General features: G+C 65.5%; 16 protein-coding genes. 6 read left to right on the top strand and 10 right to left on the bottom strand.

Translation table 11 applies throughout. The annotated features are described in order from the left end of the window. The first annotated feature begins 30 nt into the window (after positions 1–30). Together CKO23_RS02355 and yqhD are read left to right on the top strand one after the other, a co-directional pair. The gene (locus CKO23_RS02355) at positions 31–1,143 is read left to right on the top strand and encodes an alkene reductase (RefSeq protein ID WP_200328134.1); all 1,113 of its coding nucleotides are present in this window, start codon (positions 31–33) and stop codon (positions 1,141–1,143) included. An 86-nt stretch (positions 1,144–1,229) separates the two neighbouring features. Further along, on the top strand, positions 1,230–2,384 hold the full coding sequence (yqhD, locus tag CKO23_RS02350; protein WP_200328133.1) for an alcohol dehydrogenase: 1,155 nt from the start codon (positions 1,230–1,232) through the stop codon (positions 2,382–2,384). Positions 2,385–2,473: 89 nt separating this feature from the next. Here the strand turns inward: yqhD and CKO23_RS02345 are convergent, their stop codons facing one another. From CKO23_RS02345 to CKO23_RS02320, 6 genes are all read right to left on the bottom strand, one after another. Next, on the bottom strand, positions 2,474–6,148 hold the full coding sequence (locus CKO23_RS02345; RefSeq protein ID WP_200328132.1) for an AAA family ATPase: 3,675 nt from the start codon (positions 6,146–6,148) through the stop codon (positions 2,474–2,476). Between the two features lie 114 nt (positions 6,149–6,262). Next, positions 6,263–6,823 carry a Uma2 family endonuclease gene (locus tag CKO23_RS02340; RefSeq protein WP_200328131.1) on the bottom strand — a complete coding sequence of 187 codons (561 nt, stop codon included), beginning with the start codon at positions 6,821–6,823 and terminating at the stop codon, positions 6,263–6,265. A gap of 231 nt (positions 6,824–7,054) precedes the next feature. Next, positions 7,055–8,383 (bottom strand): nitrogenase iron-molybdenum cofactor biosynthesis protein NifN, encoded by a 1,329-nt coding sequence (nifN, locus tag CKO23_RS02335; protein WP_200328130.1) that lies wholly within the window; start codon positions 8,381–8,383, stop codon positions 7,055–7,057. Next, positions 8,371–9,723: a nitrogenase iron-molybdenum cofactor biosynthesis protein NifE gene (nifE, locus tag CKO23_RS02330; protein WP_200328129.1), complete on the bottom strand. Its 1,353-nt coding sequence runs from the start codon at positions 9,721–9,723 to the stop codon at positions 8,371–8,373. The genes nifN and nifE overlap by 13 nt, the downstream gene beginning before the upstream one ends. 99 nt (positions 9,724–9,822) lie before the next feature. Next, a complete protein-coding gene (locus CKO23_RS02325) occupies positions 9,823–10,026 on the bottom strand; it encodes a hypothetical protein (RefSeq protein WP_200328128.1) in 204 nt (67 codons plus the stop codon). Between the two features lie 510 nt (positions 10,027–10,536). Beyond that, a complete protein-coding gene (locus CKO23_RS02320) occupies positions 10,537–11,787 on the bottom strand; it encodes an exonuclease SbcCD subunit D C-terminal domain-containing protein (protein WP_200328127.1) in 1,251 nt (416 codons plus the stop codon). Positions 11,788–12,255: 468 nt separating this feature from the next. On the opposite strand from CKO23_RS02320, the gene CKO23_RS02310 reads away from it, so the two are divergent. Further along, entirely contained in the window at positions 12,256–12,528 is a 273-nt protein-coding gene (locus tag CKO23_RS02310) for a BrnT family toxin (protein WP_200328126.1), read from the top strand. Further along, entirely contained in the window at positions 12,491–12,820 is a 330-nt protein-coding gene (locus CKO23_RS02305) for a BrnA antitoxin family protein (RefSeq protein ID WP_440870554.1), read from the top strand. Before CKO23_RS02310 ends, CKO23_RS02305 begins: the two co-directional genes overlap by 38 nt. 18 nt (positions 12,821–12,838) lie before the next feature. Here CKO23_RS02305 and CKO23_RS02300 read toward each other — a convergent pair whose 3' ends face one another. The 4 genes from CKO23_RS02300 to ppk1 form a co-directional block, all read right to left on the bottom strand. Then, positions 12,839–14,359: an N-6 DNA methylase gene (locus tag CKO23_RS02300; RefSeq protein ID WP_346014548.1), complete on the bottom strand. Its 1,521-nt coding sequence runs from the start codon at positions 14,357–14,359 to the stop codon at positions 12,839–12,841. 157 nt (positions 14,360–14,516) lie between these two features. Then, positions 14,517–14,642: an N-6 DNA methylase gene (locus CKO23_RS25425; protein ID WP_346014549.1), complete on the bottom strand. Its 126-nt coding sequence runs from the start codon at positions 14,640–14,642 to the stop codon at positions 14,517–14,519. Between the two features lie 9 nt (positions 14,643–14,651). Next, on the bottom strand, positions 14,652–15,152 hold the full coding sequence (locus tag CKO23_RS25420) for a type I restriction-modification system subunit M N-terminal domain-containing protein (protein WP_242482159.1): 501 nt from the start codon (positions 15,150–15,152) through the stop codon (positions 14,652–14,654). Positions 15,153–15,511: 359 nt separating this feature from the next. Beyond that, positions 15,512–17,740, bottom strand: coding sequence for a polyphosphate kinase 1 (gene ppk1, locus CKO23_RS02295; protein WP_200328125.1), 2,229 nt, complete (start codon positions 17,738–17,740; stop codon positions 15,512–15,514). Positions 17,741–17,877: 137 nt separating this feature from the next. On the opposite strand from ppk1, the gene cmoA reads away from it, so the two are divergent. Continuing rightward, positions 17,878–18,609: a carboxy-S-adenosyl-L-methionine synthase CmoA gene (gene cmoA / locus CKO23_RS02290; RefSeq protein WP_200328124.1), complete on the top strand. Its 732-nt coding sequence runs from the start codon at positions 17,878–17,880 to the stop codon at positions 18,607–18,609. Next, positions 18,600–19,580, top strand: coding sequence for a tRNA 5-methoxyuridine(34)/uridine 5-oxyacetic acid(34) synthase CmoB (gene cmoB, locus CKO23_RS02285; RefSeq protein WP_200328123.1), 981 nt, complete (start codon positions 18,600–18,602; stop codon positions 19,578–19,580). Before cmoA ends, cmoB begins: the two co-directional genes overlap by 10 nt. Position 19,581: the final 1 nt, after the last annotated feature.

Below are 19,581 nucleotides of genomic sequence, written 5' to 3'. Positions count from 1 at the left end.
CTCTCCTTGGCTTCAACACGGATCACACAGATGACCGATCAAACAGATAGCGACCTCTTCCAACCCTACCAGCTCGGCGACCTGAGCCTGCCGAACCGCATCGTCATGGCCCCACTGACGCGCAGCCGGGCGGGGAAGGGCGACGTTCCGACCCCCTTGATGGCGACCTACTACGCCCAGCGCTCGACCGCCGGACTCATCATCAGCGAGGCGTCGCAGATCTCGCCCCAGGGCAAGGGCTACATCCAGACGCCAGGCATCTACAGCGAGGCGCAGGTCGCGGGCTGGCAGCAGGTGACCGAAGCGGTCCACGGCCATCATGGACGCATCTTCATCCAGCTCTGGCACGTCGGACGCATCTCGCATCCGGATTTGCAGGAGGGCGGCGCCTTGCCGGTCGCGCCGTCCGCCATCAAGGCCGAGGGCCAGGTCTTCACCGGCAACGGGATGGTCGACATGGTCACGCCCCGCGCCCTGGAGCTGGATGAGATCCCCGGCATCGTCGCCGACTATCGCCGGGCGGCGGAGAACGCGCGCGCGGCCGGCTTCGATGGGGTCGAGATCCATTCGGCCAACGGTTATCTGCTCGACCAATTCCTCCGCGACAAGACCAACCGGCGCGAGGATGCCTATGGTGGCAGCGTCGAGAATCGCGCGCGGCTATTGCTTGAGGTCACGGACGCGGTACTCGAAGTCTGGGACAAGGCGCGTGTCGGCGTGCGTCTGGCGCCCCTATCGCCCGCGAACGACATCGAAGACGGTGATCCGGAAACCCTATTCTCCTACGTGACTCGCCAGCTCTCGGCGCGCGGCATCGGCTTCCTGCATGTCGTCGAGGGCGTGACCGGCGGTCCGCGCGAAACCGGGCATCCCTTCAAGCTGTCCAAGTTGCGCGAGCTGTTCGAAGGCACCTACGTCGGCAACAACGCCTATACCCGCGACCTGGCCCTGGCAACCCGCGAGTCCAACGCCGCCGACCTCATCGCCTTCGGCAAGCTGTTCATCGCCAACCCGGATCTGGTCGAGCGCCTGCGCCGCAACGCTCCGCTCAACGCGCCGGACGAGGCGACCTTCTACGGCGGGGACGCGCACGGCTATACGGACTATCCCTTCCTCGAAGGCACGCCCTCGCGCTGTCTCTGATCGACCCCGCCTCGACGTGGCGACGCACGCCGCGCCTGTTTTCGAGCCTCGAAGGCTCGTCCCATCGACTTCAACAGGTACGACCCATGCTGAATTTCACCTTCCATAATCCGACACGCATCCTCTTCGGCGAGGGCCAAATCGCCGGAATCGCGCAGGAAATCCCCGCCGGCGCCCGTGTGCTCATCACCTACGGCGGCGGCAGCGTCGTCAAGACCGGGACGCTGGACGAGGTCAAGCAGGCGCTGAAGGGCTTCACCGTCCTCGAATTCGCCGGGATCGAGCCGAACCCGACTTACGAGACGCTCATGAAGGCCGTCGAACTCGCGCGTAGCGAGCGGGTCGACTTTCTGCTCGCCGTCGGCGGCGGCTCGGTCATCGACGGCACCAAGTTCATCGCCGCCGCCGTGCCCTTCGCCGGGGAGCCCTGGGACATCCTCGCCAAGCAGGCGCCCATCAGCGAGGCGCTGCCGTTCGGCAGCGTGCTGACGCTGCCGGCGACCGGCTCGGAGATGAACGGCGGCTCCGTGGTGACGCGCAAGGCCACCCAGGACAAGCTCTTCTTCGTCCATCCGCTGGTCTACCCGCGCTTCTCCGTGCTCGACCCGACCAAAACCTACACCCTGCCGCCGCGCCAGGTTGCCAACGGCGTGGTGGATGCCTTTACCCACATCGTCGAGCAGTACCTGACCTACCCGGCAGATGCCAAGGTGCAGGACAGATTCGCCGAGGGCCTGCTGTTGACGCTGATCGAGGAAGGGCCGAAAGCGCTGGCCGAGCCGGAGAACTACGCGGTGCGGGCCAATCTGATGTGGACGGCGACCCTGGCCCTGAACGGTCTGATCGGTGCCGGCGCGCCGCAGGACTGGGCGACTCACATGCTCGGGCATGAGATCACCGCGCTACATGGCCTGGACCACGCGCAGACCCTGGCCATCGTCCTGCCGGCCATGCTTCAGGTGCGGCGCCAGGAGAAGCGGGCGAAGCTCCTGCAGTATGCCGAGCGCGTCTGGGGGTTGCATGAGGGCGACGAGGAAGCGCGTATCGACGGTGCCATCACCCGCACGAGCGACTTCTTCGAGTCGCTGCAAGTGCCGACCCATCTGTCGAGCTACGGCATCGGCGTTGAGGCCATCGGCCCGCTGCTGGCCAAGCTCGAGGCGCACGGCATGACCGCGCTTGGGGAGCATCAGGACGTCGGGTTGGAGCGCTCTCGGGCAGTGTACGAGTTGGCGGTTTGATTTCGGCATTCAGCGCCCGCTTTTGGCGTTCTGCGCCCTGATAGCTCGGCGTGCCGCTGGCGGCGTTTTGGTGCGGAGCGCTGTCCAGGTCAAGCTGTCGGGCCGCAACCCGGCCCCTGCAGCAGGCTTCGCCCGCCCGTCTTGGGGATCACTTGAATCTGCGTCCCGATGCGCTCCTTGAGCGCGCCGACGTGGGAGATGATGCCGATGAGCTTGCCGTCCTGCTGGAGGCTGGCCAGGGTCTCCAGGGCGGTGTCCAGCGCCTCTTCGTCCAGGGTGCCGAAGCCTTCATCGAGGAAGAGCGAGTCGACGCGGACGTTCTGGCTCGCCATCTGCGACAGGCCGAGCGCGAGGGCGAGGCTGACGATGAAGCTCTCGCCGCCGGACAGGTTCTTGGTCGAGCGGACCTCGCCCGCCTGGTAGTTGTCGATGACGTTCAGCTCCAGGGGTTGCGCCGCGTCGCGGATGAGCAGATAGCGGTCGGTCATCTTGCGCAGCTGGCGGTTGGCGTGGCCGACCATCAGCTCGAAGGTGAGTCCCTGGGCGAAGTTGCGGTACTTCTTGCCGTCCGCCGAGCCGATGAGGTCGTGCAGGGCGTCCCAGCGCGCGCACTCGCGCCTCTGCTGCTCGATCGCCTTGGCGCGCGCCTGCTGCTGTTGGCGTCGGCTGGAGTTCTCCGCCAGGCGCTGGCTGATGGCGCCGATCTCCTGGTGCAGCTCCCGCTGCGCGGTGACCAGCTGCTCCAGTGCCTCCTGAAGCTCCGTGCGTGGCCGGTCGGTAACGCGCTTCTCGCGCTCGGTCGCGAGCGCGGCGCGCGTCTCCCGCTCTCGGGTCTCCAGCTGGATCCGCTCTTGGTCGAGCTGTCGGGCCTGCTCGGCGAGCGGCCCGCGCTCCTCTTCGGGGAGACAGGCGGCACTGTAGCTGGCCTCGTCCGCGAAGTTCGCGCCATGCAGCCGGGCGGCGAAAGCCGCCTCGCTCGCTTGCAGGCGCTCGGCGCGTGCTGAAAGCGATGCCTCCAGCTCGGCGAGTCGGTGCCTGAGCGTCTCCAGCGCCTGTGTCGCCGCGGTCTGCGCCTGGCGTGCGGTGTCGAGTCGCTGCTCCGCCGCGGTGACGCCCTCGGCCATGCGCGCCTCCTCGGCGTCCGGGCGCTTGTCTTGGAACAGGTCGCGACGCTCGGCGGCGATCTGTTCGCGCTCCCGGCGCAACGCCGCGAGCGCCTCGGACTCCTGAGCGATCTCGGCGGCGGTCTTGCTGATGAGGTCCGCCTGGTGTCCTGACTGGACCTCCAGCGTGCCGATCCCATGCTCCAGTCGGGTGCGTGTCTCAAGGCGTTCGAGCCACAGATTTCGACGCTCCGTCAGGGTCGCCAGGATGGGCTCCAACTGGTCGATGGAGAGGTTCCCGATATCGTAGGCGAGCACCTGGGCGCGCGATTCGGCGAGTGCCGCGTCGAGCTGATCGGCCAGGGTGCGGCCCTCTTGCCGGGTGCGTTCCAGGGTTTGCGCGGTCGTCATCTGATCGTGCGCCGCCTGTTGGGCATCCCGCTCGATGCGTGCGACCGTCTCGCGCACCTGGTCCAGCCGGTCGCGCTGCTCGGCGATCCGTTTCTCCAGCGAGTCGGCGTCCGTGACGACCGAGAGGGCGCGATCCAGCCGCGCCTGGGTTTCCGTGCGCAGCAGCGCCAACCCCTGGTCCCACGCGAAGCCATCGTCCTCAATGGCAAGCGCGTCGCGGGCCGTCGCCAGCGCCCGCTCGGCGACCGCCAGTCGCTGCCGGCACTCGTCCTGTCGGTCTGCCGTCTGCTTCAGATCCTTCGCCGTCTCCGCCTGCTTGATCTGGATCTCGCCAACCGCCGTGGCGGTCGACTTGAGATCGGCCTTCACGCGGTCGAGCCGGGTCTCCGTCTCGCTGGGCTCCGGGATGTGGCCGGTTGCGAAGGGGTGGTCGATGGAGCCGCACAGGGGGCAGGGCTCGCCGTCGCGTAGTTGGTGACGGGCCTCTTCCAGGTCCTGGACGCGGCGGATGAGGCGCAGCTGGGTGTCCAGCAGCGTCTGCTCGCGCTCCAGGGCGTCACGCCGCTGAACGAGCTGCTCACGCTGCTGGCCGAACGCCTCCAACGCTGAGGTCAGCCGCGCCTGGTCGGTATCGAGGGCGTCCTGCGTCTGGCGCGTCTCGGCGATGACATGCAGCGCCTCGCCGGCCTTGTCGACGGTGACGCTCCGGGCCTGGAGTCTCGACAGGTCGGTCCGCCAGTCGCTCAGAGTGTGGTCCTGGAGCAGGTCTTTCAGATCGAGTTGCCGCTGGCGCAGCTGCTCCTCGGCCTCCTGACGCAGGCCGCGCTCGTTGTCCAGTTGTTTGCTCGACTCGGCCGCACGCTGTGCCGCCAGCGTCGCCTCGGCTTCGGCGCTCGCCACGGTCTGGGTCTTGGCTTGGCGCTGGCCGTCGAGCTGCCGGATGACCTCGAAGCGCGAGCGGATACCGGCCAGGTGTTCGACCAGGTCCGCATCGGTCTTGGTCGCTTCGAGCTGGGCCAGCAGGGTCTCTAGCGCCGTTCGATCCTTCGCCAAGGATTCCAAGGTGGCGGCATGGTCTTGGCGGCTCTCGACCAAGGCGGTCTGCCGCCCGGCGAGGGCCGTGTCCCTGGTCTTGATCGGTCCATCCTTCTCCTGCAGCTTGAGGTCGAGCGCGCGCACCTGGCGCAGGACGAGCAGGCCGTCTTGCTGCTCCGTCTTGCGCGCGGCGAGCTGCTGCGTCGCGGTCTCCAGGTCGGCCAATGCCTTGTTGACGGTCTCCTGCTGGCCGGGCAGACGCTCGATACCGTCTTGCCGGCTCGCTTGCTCGGCCGACTGCTGCTGACGCAGCGCGGTTAGCCCACTGTGGTCGGCGGCCAGCTCCAAGGCCCGGCTGGCGCGCTCCAGGCGCTCCCGCTCAGGCTGGAACTTGGCTTGACGGGCCTGCCAGTCCTGCCGTGCGGCGTCGATCGCGACCAGAGCCTCCGCGAGCTGGGCGAGCCGGTCGAGCCAGGTGATGGCCGTCTGCTGGGCGGCCAGCTGCTGGGTCAGCTCGGCGTCCTCGGTCCGCTTCTGTTCCAGGCCAGCGTTTAGCGTCGCCTCGTCCTCCTCGCTCAGCAGCTGCATCCCGGCCAGCTCGGCGGCGAGGGTGTCGAGCCGCTTGCGCTCATCGGCACGCCGCTCGTGGACCCGCACGGAGATGCGGCTGTAGATCTCGGTGCCGGTGATCTGCTCCAGGATGGGCGCGCGCTGGTCCGGGTCGGCCTGCAGAAAGGCGGCGAAGTCGCCCTGGGCGAGCAGCATGGAGCGGGTGAAGCGATCGAAGTCCATGCCCGTCGCGGCCTCGATGCGCGCGCCGACGTCGCGGATCTTTGACTCCAGGATGCGGCCGGTCGCGGCGTCCGCGATCTCGTGTCTGGGGGCTTGCAGCTCGCCATTCGCCTTGCGCCGGGCGCGGTGCTGGCTCCAGTGGCAGCGAAAGCGCCCCGCCTGCGTCTCGAAGGTGACCTCCGCGAAGCAGTCGCCGGTCTGGCGGGACATGATCTCGTTGCCGCTCTTGGTGACCTTGTTCAGGCGCGGGGTGCGGCCGTAGAGCGCGAGGCAGATGGCATCCAGAATGGTCGTCTTGCCCGCCCCTGTCGGTCCGGTGATGGCGAAGATGCCATCCGCGGCAAAGGCGGGATGGGTCAGGTCCAGCGTCCACTCGCCGACCAGTGAGTTGAGGTTCTGAAAACGCAGATGCTGGATGCGCATCGGGTCGGTCTCTATTCGGTCAGGGGGCGGCGGCGTCGAGGGCGTTCGGGATCCCCTGTTCGGCGAGCCGCGAGCAGGTGGGAGGCGACATCGATTCCCCCGATTCAGGTCACCTCAGTCGAGGTTTCTGAAAACGCGGTCCCAGCCGATCTCGGTCTCCAGGCTGGCTAAGGCTAGCGGTGTCCCAGGGGCGATATCCTGGAGTTCCCAGACGTCGTGACCGGCGCGTCGGTAGATCTCGATGGTCTGTTTCTCGGGATCGATCAAGACGAATTCCCGCAGCGAGGGGATCCGGCGGTAGGCCGCGAATTTTTCGCCGCGATCGAAGGCGGCCGTCGAGGGCGAAAGCACCTCGACCACCAGCGTCGGGGCGCTCATGAAGAGGTCCGAGCGATGATCGGTGGGATCGCAGGTCACCAGGACATCCGGGTAGAAATACGCCTCGTCCTCAAGAACGCGGAGTTTCATATCGGCCATGTAGGCGCGGCAGGGAGTGCCTTCGAGTCGATCGACCAAGGCGGTCGCGACGTTCAGGGTGACGGTCACATGGCGCCTGGACGCCCCACCCATGGCGAAGACCTCGCCCCGGAAGAACTCCGATTTCTCCGGCTGCTCGCTTTCCCAGGCAAGATAGTCGGCGGCTGAGAAGTCAGTCTGCGTTTGCGGTAGGCCCATGCGTTTTCACTCCGATCCGTTCCGGCGTTGCCTTCGGCGCGAGTATAGCGAGGTTGTGCCGTCAAATGGCATGACCGTTCGACAGCGACTTGACCTCACGACGAAGGCCGCGTCGTCATCCATCAAGATCAGCCTGTGCTCCGGGCTCGCCGCGTTATGGCGAACACCTCGCCGCAACCGGACTCCTGCTTGATTGGAGCTCGGCGCGACAACCCGGGAGCCAAGTAGCCATCAAGCGATACCTTGCAGCTTGATCTGCTCACGCTCATGGTGAACCTGCGCTTCTCGCATTCTTTCAGCGGCATTGGCGATTTCAAAAAGAAAATAGGCGCCACCCTCATAGAGCACATCATGCTTTAAGGCGTTCCCGATCTCTTCATAATTGGGAAAGCCCCTCATGATCGCCTTTTTTCCCACGCGATGCGCCAATGCCTCGGTGTGAAAATTGCCGATAATCATATCGTAGGCGTCGCTCATGTTTTCGGCATCTTCGAGATCCCCGACGACCACCTGATCCGCTTGGATGTCACCAAGGATGGGTGAATCAACCGTGGCGATCGCCAGGGTGACCTTACCTCCAACCTCGCGCAATGAAGCGGCCATGGCTGCCAGATGATCAGGTTCCGCGACCAACAGGAAGCGGGTCTGCCCGATGGAGAAATGGCTGTCGAGCATGGCGTCCTGAAGCCGCTTGCGCCAGCGCTCAACGACCGCCGGAAGCGCGTCCCTGCCGCTCGCCTCAAGCAGCCAGGCCACCAGCGCGTCGGTTCCGACCAGACCGCTCACATGATCGAAGTGCCGGTGCTGGATGGCCGGATTCTTCTTCTGCAAGACCGCGCCGACGGGCTTGACGGAGGCCCCGACACTGACGACGAAGGCGGCATCCGCAAGCCGTTCGAGTTCGGCGACCGTCACCCCGCCGCTGCTCAAGGACGCCTGCTTTTCACCCAGATGATTGTCCAGCGACGAGGACAGATCAGGAACGGCAACGACATTGAAGCCGAATGCCTCGATGAAGTCGCGGAGCTTCTCGACCTCGATGGGCTGCAGACTGACATTGGGGACCAGCACGATCTTCTGCGCCTCGACCCGGTCGCAGGGCGCGGTGAGCTGATCGATCAGCGCCTGGGTCGTCAGGGTCCAGCCGCTCTCCAGGCCGCCCTTGAAGTCCGGGGTGTTGACGTAGACCAGAGGCACGTCGATCTTGCTGGCGACACCACGGAGATCGTCCCCCTTGGTCTCGGTCAGTCCAGTGGTATGCACCCCGATCAGATCTGGCGCGATCTTGTCACCGATATTCTTGACCGACTCGCTGATGCTGTAATCACCACCGTCCAGCACGGCGATCACGTCGTTCACCGCGGTCGTCTGCAGGGCGATGGGCTCGCAGAAATGACGGGTGAACATCACCTTGGTGAAACTGGCGCAGCCCTGAGCACCGTGCATCAAGGGCATGCAGCGGTCGACACCCAGGAATGCCAGCGTCGCCCCCATCGGCTGCGAGAGTTTATGGGGGTTGACCTGCAGCGGCTTGCCCGATTTGCGTCTTACTTCTGCCATGGTGCCTTCCTGTCGACCAGTTCGAAGACCGGATTCTGCAGTGAGTTCTTGAGGTCTTCAGCGAGGACGAGCAGGCCGTCGTAACCGCCGTAGCTCTTCTTCTTTTCCTGATTGACGTCGGTGAAGGCGATCCGCTTCTTGATCGCGGTATAGAGCGAACGACCACCGGCCAGGAGCAGATGGGCACCTGTCTCATCGATGATCTTCGCCTGCTGGGTCGCCGGTTCGGTCATCAGAATGGCATTCTCTCCGAGGTATTCCCGCGCCTTGGCCTTGTCCGCCTCGGTCGACTTGCGAACCGAGGTCGCCACCACCTCGATCCCCAGATCCTGCAGCGCCGAGGCGATGGACCAGGCCTTGTTGCCGCCGGTATTGAGCACCGCCTTCTTACCGGCAAAGATCGCTCGGTAAGGCATCAGCTTCTCTTCCAGCCGTGCCTCCTCGCGGGCGATCAGCGCGCGGGTGCGCTCGATCAGATCGGCATCGCCCAGGGCCTCGGCGATGGCCAGGATGCCGGCCGAGGTGTCGGTCTTGCCGTAGAAGGAGCAGGAGATCCAGGGAATCCCGTATTGCTCCTGCATCTTGCGGGTCATCGAGATCAGGGACTTGGCGCAGACGATGACGTTGAGCTTGGCCCGGTGCGCGGTGCGGATTTCGCTGATGCGGCCGTCGCCGCTGAAGGTCGAGAGCACGCGGATGCCCAACTCTTCGAGCAGATGCCGGTAGCGCCAGAGCTCGCCGGTATTGTTGTGCTCCCCGATCAGGTTGATGTCGAAGGGAGTCGACTCCTCCGGCTCCTTGGTCCCGATCAGGTGCTGCAGCACGGCTTCCCCGGCGATGCGGCTGCCAAGGTTCTTGGCGCCGACGAAACCCGGCACATGGACAGGAACGCAGGGAATGCCGTGCTTTTCGCTCCTGTGCTTGCAGACGGCGTCGATGTCATCCCCGGTCAGGGCGGGGACACAGGTCGAATAGACGAACACGGCCTCGGGCGCATAGTTTGCGACGATATGGTCGATCGCCGCGGCCAGCTTCTTCTCGCCGCCGAAGACCACATCGTTGTTATTGATGTCGGTGGCGAAACCGGTCTGGGTCAGGTCCCGGCCCGACCAGCTGGTCGGTGTCAGGCGCGTCTCCCAGGCCCCGCCGATGCAGGACATGGGGCCATGGACCAGATGAGCGGCATCGGCAAAGGGAAAGAGGGCGATCTGTGCCCCATCAAGGGCACAGCCGCCAGTGGTCGCCCCAGGCGTGGGGGCATTACACGACCCTTTCTTGTCTTTGTTGTGTTCGCAGGCGCTCTCGACGAGCAATTCTTTGATCTTCGGTTTGGACGACACGAGGCGTAAATTTCCGTTCGTAAGCGTTAGGTCCGAGTCGCCAGGATCACTCCAGAGGCTCGGACATGGCTCCAGTCTCCAACCGAGCGAGCCTGGATCTCAAGTGCGCAATCTCCCGGCTGAGGGGGCTGAGCAGGTTCGTTGCATCGGGTTCAGGGTGTCCGAGCCGGACTTCATCGGCGGCGCCTCGCCCAGGCCGATCATTGCCGCGTCCCGCGCGCCCTCGACCGCCACCACAGGGGCCGCGTCCGCGACCCTGTCCCTGACCTCGACCACGTCCAGCGCCACGCGGACCCGTTCCATCTTGCATCGGCATCTGTCATTCCTCTCGATCATGGACGCGCGCTGACACACTCGGCTCGATCGCCTCGGCTCGCGTATCCATTGGCTTGAATCATCGCCCGGACGTCCGGCAGAAGTCGGAACACCAAGGCTCCAGAACAGCGCCTTGGGCGCTGATCACGATGCCAGTATCGAACTATTTCCGACTTTAATACCCTGATATTTCGCAATGCAACGCGCACATATGTGCGCCTTCATGAATGCCATTTACACGCCGCTCGACACCCATGGATCAGTCAAGGGCTCTACAACCCGTCTGTCGCATAAGCGCCAGTCCGTCCTCGATGGCGATGGCGATGGCGATGGCGATGGCGATGGCGATGGCGATGGCGATGGCGAGCAAGATGTTGGTGTCGCGCAGGCAAGCGCAGAAAAGGGGCAGACTCGATGTCTGCTGTCATTCCGTGCGATGTGCTGTGAGCGGTCGCCCATTTTGAAAACGCAGCGGCTGAATGCGCATCGGGTCAGCCTCTATTCGGCCAAGGGATCGGCGTCGTGCAGGGCGTGCAGAATCTCCTGATAGGCGCGCCGCAACTCGGACTGCTCCTCCGCCAGGATGCCGTGCGCCGCGAGGCAGCGCTCGAAGACCTCGCCGACCTCCAGATCCGCCAGGTGCTCTTCCTCCTCCATGCGTTCCAGAACCCGCTCGACGATGCGGTTGTTCCTGACGCGCAGGATCTCCAGCCCGCTGCCCTCCACGGCCAGCTCCAGGCGTTGGCGCAGGTCGCTCATCATCTCCTCGCCCTCGTAGACGACCTCCAGCCAGGCATCGCGCCGCGTCGCGGTCAGCTCCAGGATGCGGGCCGCGATGGCGTCCCAGGTGCCGCGCACGCGCTCAAGGTGCTGGAAGACGGGGATCTCGACGAGCCTGACGGCCGCGTCGCCGCCGCTCAGCTCCACCAGGCAGAGGCTCTTGGCCTGTCCGGCCTCGCCGAAGCCCATCGGCAGGGGCGAGCCGCTGTAGCGTCGGGTCTCCAAGCCGCCGACCTTCTGTGGCACATGCAGGTGCCCCAGGGCGAGGTAGTCGAAGCAGGCCGGAAAGATGCCGGCTGGGACATGGGCGAGCGAGCCGACGTAAAGCTCGCGCACGCCGTCGCCCTCGACCGTCTGTCCGCCGGCCGCGAAGAGATGCCCGGTGCCGACGATGGGCACCGGGCGTCCCCATTCGGCGCGCCGCCGCTCGGCGATCTCCGCCACGTCGGCATAGTGGCCACGAATGCCGTCGAGCAGCTTGCGGTCCTTGTCCTCGATGGTCTCGCCGGCCTCCGCGGTGCGGATGTCGCGGTCGCGCAGATAGGGCACGGCGCAGACGATCAGCTCCGCCGCGCCTGCGGAATCCGTGAGCACCACGACTTCGTCTGCCAACTCCTCGGTTGCCGAGCCGATGACGTGGACGTCCAGCGCGCGCAGCAACGCCTTGGGCGCGCTCAGGAAGCTCGGAGAATCATGGTTGCCGGCGACGACCACGACATGGCGGCAGGCCGACGCCGCGACCTTGCACAGGAACCCATAGTAGAGCGCCTGGGCGCGATGGCTGGGCGCGCTGGTGTCGAAGATGTCCCCCGCGACCAGCAGCACATCGATCCGCTCCCGGACGATGGTCTCGGCGAGCCAGCCCAGAAAGGCCTCGAATTCCTCATAACGCTTGCGGCCGTAAAGACTGCGGCCCAGGTGCCAGTCGGAGGTGTGGAGGAGCTTGAGAGGGCGCGATTGGTCCTTCATGAGAGATTCACAGCGTCGATTTGGACATCGCTCCTGAGCGGCTTGGGTGGTCTCACAAAGAAACAAGCCCGCCGGAGCGCCGAGCCCCTGCGTGCTTGGTGGTGTTGGGCTGACTTTACGAGCGAATCCTACCCGAACTCAATCGCACGGGATCCGCCTCGTCGCGTTTCTGCCCCTGCCAGGTATTCAGCAGCTTGACGTGGTCACTGGTGAAGTTGTCAGCCATTGTCCTCGGATCCCTGCGACATCGATTCCGTGCTCGGCCAGCCAGGCCTTGCGCTGCGCGTATTCCGGCATCGCGCGCTCCACGCGCAGCCAGAACGCCGGGGTGTGGTGCGAAGGATCCGCGCAATTCGCTTCTCGGCCTGACTCCTGTGCGGGATTGGAGCATCATATCGCCGCCTCTCTGTTGCATCCACGCATCGTCCTTTTGCTTGACCCATATCAAATCGCATCTACAATTTAGATGTGATCAGTTACGACGAAGCGAAGCGCCAGATCAATCTCGCCAAGCATGGGTTCGATTTTGTCGGGGCGGAAGCGGTCTTCGCTGGCTTCACGATCACTCGCGAGGATGGCCGTGACGCCTATGGCGAGCTACGCCTGCAAACCATCGGGCTGTGGAACGGCGTCGTGGTTCTTGTCGTGCATACGCCACGCAACGACTGCGACCATCTCATTTCAATTCGCAAGGCCGACACACATGAGCGACGTCTCTACTGGCACTACGCCCCCGGATGACCAGACCGATTGGCCGCGCGTGCGTGCCATGACCGATGCCGAGATCCAAGAGGATGCGGATAACCCGCGCACGACCGAGGCGGACTGGAACGACGCGGTCATGCGCCAGCGCGGGGTCGAGGTTGCTCGCGTGCGGACTCGCGGCCCCAATAAACGTCCGACCAAGGAGCAGGTCGCGATCCGGCTCAGCCCTGACGTGCTGGCCGCCTTTCGTGCCGGTGGGCCTGGGTGGCAGACGCGTATCGATCAGGCGCTGCGCGAGTGGCTGGCGACTCATTCCGCGACCCGGTAATTGTCGGCGTAAGCGGGGTCAGACATACCCCAACCCCTCCAAATACCCCCGCAACGCCGTTGCTGCCGCATCCCGTCTGCCCTCGATCTCGGTCAGCGTCACGCGATACTTGTCCCACCAGTTCTCGAAGGCGCCGACGATGGCCTTGCGCTGGGCGGCGATGTGGCGCTCGACGATGGCGCGCATGTCGTCGTGCAGGATGGTGAGCAACAGCTCGGCGGCCTGCTCGGGTGTCAGGCCCTCGACCTCGCGGTCGAGGTGAGCGGTGAAGCTCTTTTGCTTCGCCTTGAGCCGCTTCTTGATGGCGGTGAGCTCGTTCTTCCATGCCTTGAGCTGGGCCTCGTCGACGGCGTTCTCGTCGTCGTCGGCCGATTCCTCCGCTGACTCGCTGGCTTCGCCTTCCTCGCCCTCTGTGTTTTTGGGGCTGGCGGCCTTGATCTGGCTGTCCAGCTCGGCCTTCCTGGCCTCCAGCTCGCCGATGGCCTCGACGAAGTCGCTCATCAGGAAGCGGACCAGCTTGTGCTCCAGCGGGCTCTCCTTGCTGGCCTTGTCCTCCAGCGCGGTGACGATGCTGGTGCGCCAGGCGCCGGCCACGCCCTTGGCGCCGCGCGCCATGAGGGTGAGGAAGTCGTACTTGGTCTGGTACCAGAAGCCGGCGACGATGCCGCGCACCTGGAAGGGGTCGAGCATGCCGACGGCCTCCAGCGACGCGCTGAAGCTGGCGAGCAGCTCTTCGCGCAGTTCGACTAGGCCGCCGACGGCCATGGCCGTTTCGCTGTCCGTGGCGAGCTGACCGCTCAGCGTGGCAATACGCACGCCGTGCGTTCCCCACCACTGCTCGAAGGCGGCGCGGATGGCGGCTTCCTTGGCGAGCAGGCCGGGGTTGCCCTCGATGGCGGGCTTGAGGTGCTGGCGCCGGGCGAGCTGGGTTCTGAAGTCGAGGTACTTGGCGTCGCGCTCGACGAAGAGATCCGCGGGGTCGAGGCCGTGCGCGGAGAACAGCGCCGCCTTGGCCTCGACCTCCGCCTTGGGCACGCCGCCGACCAGGTGGGCGCGCACGTCGTGCGGCTCGGGCGGTGGGGCGTTGTCGGCGTAGCGGCGAATGTTGAGGTTGTAGGCGTTGGCGGCGAGCGTGGCGTTGTCCACGATCGCGGAGAAGCCGGGGACCGCGCGGTATTCGTCGAAGGTGGTGACGATCTTCTCGATGTGCTCCGGCATCAGGTAGTTCTGCGCCCGGCCCTCGAAGAGTTCGCGGTCGGCGTTGATGAAGAGCACCTTGCCTTGGGCGTAGGCCGGCTTGCCGCCGCCGCGATTGGCCCCGCTCTGGACCCGCTGGCGCAGCACCAGGATGCAGGCGGGGATGCCGATGCCGTAGAAGAGATTGGGGGCGACGCCGATGACGGCTTCGAGCAGGTCGTCCTCGATGATGCCGGCGCGGATGGTCTTCTCCTCTCCGCCGCGGAACAGCACGCCGTGGGGCATGACGGTGGCGACCAGGCCGCCGTCGCGCGTGACGGCCAGCATGTGCTGCAGGAACATGAGGTCGGCCTTCTTGGCGCCTAGGGGCACCTGGCCGTAGCGGAAGCGCTCGGGGAACTTAGGCGACCAGGCGGGCGTGTTGTCGGCGTTCTTCGCGACCGTCCTCGCCGTGCTCGTCGATGCATTCCTTGGCGGCGATCAGCATGCCGCCGGAGCCTCAACAGGGATCGTAGACGTCGTGGGCCAGGGTCGGCTTGAGCAGCCGCACCATCATGCGTACCACGGAGCGCGGGGTGTAGAACTCGCCGCCCTTCTTGCCGGCGGAGTCGGCGAACTCGCCGATCAGTTACTCCTAGGCCGCGCCGAGTAGGTTCGGGAACTCGAAGTCCTGGTTGCGCAGGCGGTGGATGCCGAAGTGGCTGATGAGCTGGCGCAGCCTGATGTCCGGGATCTTGCTCTGGCCGACCTTGCGGGTGAAGTCGATGTGCTCCAGCACGTCGTACAGGCTGATGTTGCCGCTCTCGATGCCAGTCAGTGCCTTGTTGAGAGCGTCGCCGACGTTGTGGTGGGCGTCGTTCAGCAGAAACGCATAGCGCGACTGGGGCGGCACCCAGAAGGAACTCTTGTACCAGCGGGAGTTCTCGGCGGACCGCTCCGCGTCGGTCCTGGTCTTGCCGCCCTCCATTTCGAGCTGGATGACCTCCTCGCGGCGCTGGTCGAAGACGTCCGAGCAGCGCTTGAGGAACAACATCCCGAAGATGTATTCCTTGAACTCGGAGGCGTCCATCTTGCCGCGCAGGATGTCGGCGGCCTTGAACAGGTGGCGCTCCAGTTGGGGCAGGGTCAGGGGCATGGGTGAGCTTCCAGATTCGTCATGGCTCGCCGTCCTTGCGCGGCGGCGAGAGTCGGGTGGACGAGCGCAGCGCAGTCCACCGCCGCCGCGGGATTTGGTGGACTTCGCTCGCGCTCGTCCACGGCCCATGTGGGCGTCGATTCGTAGGATGGGCAAAGCCCGCCATGCGACGTTGAGATTGGGCGCTGGGCGTTGACGGGCGTGCCCGTCTTGTCCGCGCGGAGGTTTGCCGGATGGGCACGTCCGCCAGGCGGTGCGGTGATCCATGGGCCACGGAGCGCGGACTTTGCCCATCCTACGAGCTGACAACTCTGGTTCCCAGCGGGGTCGGAGGTCGCAGCACCTCCGGCCGCGGGTTCCTACTGCGCGCTCTTCTCCCGCAGCCGCCACTGGAAGTGGCTGAGCAGCCGCGAACGGACCTTCTTCTCCTTATGCTTGGCGGCGGCGGCCAGGCGCTTCTCGGCGACCCCGATCAGGGTCTCCTGGGCGCCACGGGCGTTCTCGTCCTCCGGCGTGCGCTGGGTGTAGTTGCCGTCGGGGTCCATGTCCCAGGCGGAACGGGTATCGGCGAACTGGACGTCGAGGATGAGCCGCAGTTCCTGGCGCAGCTCTGGGTTTTCGACCGGCGCGTGGACCTCCACGCGGCTGTCGAGGTTGCGGCCCATCATGTCCGCGGAGCCGATGAAGTATTCCTCCTCGCCACCGTTGTGGAAGTAGATGATGCGCGCGTGTTCGAGGAAACGCCCCACGATGCTGACGACGCGGGCCTTTTCGCTGATGCCTGGCAGTCCGGGGCGGAAGCGGCAGGTGTCGCGGATGATGAGGTCGACCTGGACGCCGGCGCGGCTGGCCTTGTAGAGGGCGCGGGTGATATCGGCGTCCTCCAAGGCGTTCATCTTCATCTGGATGAGGCCGTTGCCATCGCGGTTCTGGTGGTCGATCTCGCGGTTGATCTTGTCGATGAGGGTGCGTTTGAGGTTGTAGGGCGCCGCCAGGATCTTGCGGTAGCTCGGCGGCGGCGAGTAGCCGGTGAGGTAGTTGAAGAGTTCGGTCAGATCCTGGCCGATGTCCTCGTCACAGCCGAGCATGCCCAGGTCGGTGTAGAGCTTGGCGGTGCCCGCGTGATAGTTGCCGGTGCCGATGTGGTAATAGCGGCGCAGCTGCGAATAGTCGCGCCGGACCACGAAGATCAGCTTGCTGTGCGTCTTCAGCCCCATGACGCCGTAGTTGACGTGGATGCCCTCGGCCTCCAGCCGGCGCGCCCACTGGATGTTGGCCGCCTCGTCGAAACGCGCCTTGAGCTCGACCAGCACGGCGACCTGCTTGCCGTTGCGCGCGGCCTTGATCAGCGAGTCGAGGATGGCGCCGGCCGAGGTCCGGTAGAGCGTCATCTTGATCGCGAGGACCTTGGGATCGTCGGCCGCGGTGCGCAGGAAGCGCTCGACCGAGGTGCTGAAGGGCTGATAGGGATGCTGCAGCAGAATGGGGCCGTTCTCGCGGATGATGTGGAAGATGTTGCGGCGATCATTCGCCAGCAGCGGGTGGTCCACCGGGCGGTGCGGCTTGTCGTGCAGTTCGGGGATGTCGATGGCGGCGATCTCGAAGAGGTCGCGCAGCGCGAACATGCCATCGACCTCGATGACGTCCTCTTCCTCGTTCAGTCCCAGCTCGGCGGCGAGCATGCCGCGGTGCGTCGGCTCCATGCCGGGTTCGACTTCAAGCCGGACGATGGGTGCGAAGTGGCGCTCGCGCAGCTCGCTCTCGATCATCTCCAGGAGGTCGTTCGCGACCTCCACGTCCGGCTCCACGATGGCGTTGCGGGTCACGCGGAAGAGGCCGCAGGAAACGAACTCCATCCCTGGGAAGAGCATGTCCAGGTTGTTGACGATGAGGTCTTCCAGGGTGACGTAGGTGTGGGTGCCGTCGACCGAGATGAGCCGCTTGGAGACGTCCTTGCTTACCGGAACCTTGACTCGCGCCATATAGACCTCGTTCCCGCCCGGGTAGCGCAGGGTGACGAGCAGGTTGAGCGCCAGGTTCGAGATGAAGGGAAAGGGGTGCGCCGGGTCCATGGCGAGCGGCGTCAGCATCGGGAAGATATTGGCGCGGAAGTGCTCGCGCAGCCGGATGCGGGTGTCTGCGTCCAGATCCTTGTAGAGGACGAGGCGGATGTCCTGGGTGGCCAACTCATCCATGAGGCAGAGGTAGATGCGCCGCTGTTCGGTTTGCAGATCGCGCACCGCCGCCTGACATTCCTTGAGCTGTTGCGTCGGTGTGCGCCCGTCCAGACTCTGGGTATGGACGCCGGCGGCGATCTGCTGCTTGAGACCGCCGATGCGCTTCATGAAGAACTCGTCGAGATTGTTACTGACGATGGCCAGGAACTTCACACGCTCCAGGAGCGGGTTGCGCGAGTCGCTCGCGCCATGCAGCACGCGGCGATTGAAGGCGAGCCAGGTGAGTTCGCGATTCAGGTAGAGGCTGGGGTCGTCCAGACTGATCTCTTCGGCGACCGTGGGTGGAATGGTCGTCGCCGTGGTGGTTTCGGCGTCGAGCTGGATCAACTGACTGTTCTCGCTGGTGCTCATGGCGGTTATCCGGGCTCCTCGAGGGTGGGCGTTGCTTTCTCTTAGATTCTAACAACCCGCCTTGAGTCGTGGACGCCCCATTTTCAGGGAACGCCGCAAGTGGGGGCCTTGCGCGCGGCAGGGTAGAATGGCGAGCTATGAATCAAAGCGAGCCAGACGACCTGTTCGATCGCCCCGAGGCGCCCGTGCGGCCCTTCGAGTTCGATGCCGACGTTGCCCGCGTCTTCCCGGACATGGTGCGTCGCTCGGTGCCTGGCTATGCCGAACTGGTCGGGCTGTCTGGGCTCATCGCCCGTCAGGTCGCTCGGCCGGGGACGCGCTGCTACGACCTCGGCTGCTCTCTGGGTGCGGTGACGCGTTCGATGCTGCGGCAGGTCGGGCCGGGTGTCCCCATCATCGCGGTGGACAATGCGCCCGCGATGGTGGACGGGCTGCGCGCGCGGCTCAAGGACGTGCCGGGGGCGGATCGGGTTGAGGCGGTCTGCGCGGACATCCAGGCGGTTGCCATCGAGCAGGCGTCCGTCGTGGTCCTGAATCTCACGCTGCAGTTTGTCCCTGTCACCGAACGGCTGGCGCTTCTGGAGCGGATTCGCGGCGGCCTGGTGTCGGGCGGTGTCCTGGTCTTGGCCGAGAAGATGGCGGTTCCGGACGATCGCGGCGGCGCCTTGCTCACGGCCCTGCATGAGGACTTCAAGCGCGCGAACGGCTACAGCGAGCTGGCCATCAGCCGCAAGCGCGCGGCGCTTGAGCAGGTGCTGGTGCCGGAGAGCATCGAGACGCACGAGCGGCGGCTCGCGAATGCCGGGTTCACCGGTGTTTGCCGCTGGTTCCAGAGTCTCAATTTCGTGGCCTGGCTTGCATGGACCTGAGCACCTTCGAACCCTTCCTGGAGCGCCTTTCCCGGACGCGCCTGGCGCCATGGCGCGCGGCTCTGGCCGAGGCGGTCGAGCGCCGTCTGGGGCCTGGCGCCCATGGTGACCTGCCGCGCTGGGAGGCGGCGGTCGCCGCGCTGCCCGAGCTTTCTGCCGGCAGGGTCATGCTGGATCAGTCCCGTGTTGGCGTGCTCTCCAAGACGCCGCTCGACGCGGCGACCGAGGCCCGGTTGCGCGATACCCTCATGGCCTTGCATCCCTGGCGCAAGGGGCCCTTCTGCATCCACGGCGTGCACATCGACACCGAGTGGAGATCCGACCTCAAGTGGGATCGGCTGGCCGACGCCATCGCACCCTTGGCGGGGCGCCTGGTGCTCGATGTCGGCTGTGGCAATGGCTACCATGGATGGCGCATGCTGGGCGCGGGCGCCGAGCTGGTTCTGGGGATCGATCCGACGCTGCTCTTCGTCGTCCAGTTCCAGGCGATCAATCGCTATCTGGCGGCGGACAACCTCAGCGTTCTGCCACTGGGGATCGAGGATCTCCCCGAGGGGCTGACTGGCCTAGACAGCGTGTTCTCCATGGGGGTGCTCTACCATCGGCGTTTGCCCATCGACCATCTCGCCGACCTGTTCCGCCTGCTGCGTCCTGGCGGCGAGCTGGTGCTGGAGACCCTGGTTCTGGACGCAAGCGCTCAGCAGGTCTTGGTGCCGCGCGGTCGTTATGCCAGCATGCGCAATGTCTGGTTTATTCCGAGCGTCGATGCCCTGGTGGTTTGGCTCGAACGCTGCGGTTTCAACGGTGTGGAGGTGATCGACGTGAAGCGGACCAGCACTGAGGAACAGCGTGGAACAGACTGGATGCGGTTCCAGTCTCTGCCCGATCACCTCGATCCGGACGATCCGAGTCGCACCCTTGAGGGCCATCCCGCCCCGACGCGCGCGCTCCTGATCGCCAACCGGCCCTGAG

Origin of the sequence: Thiocystis violacea (assembly GCF_016583565.1) — a bacterium.
GTDB classification, from domain to species: Bacteria; Pseudomonadota; Gammaproteobacteria; order Chromatiales; family Chromatiaceae; genus Thiorhodococcus; species Thiorhodococcus violaceus_A.
Note: the sequence above shows the minus strand (reverse complement) of the source record. Positions and strands in the feature narration are given on the sequence as shown.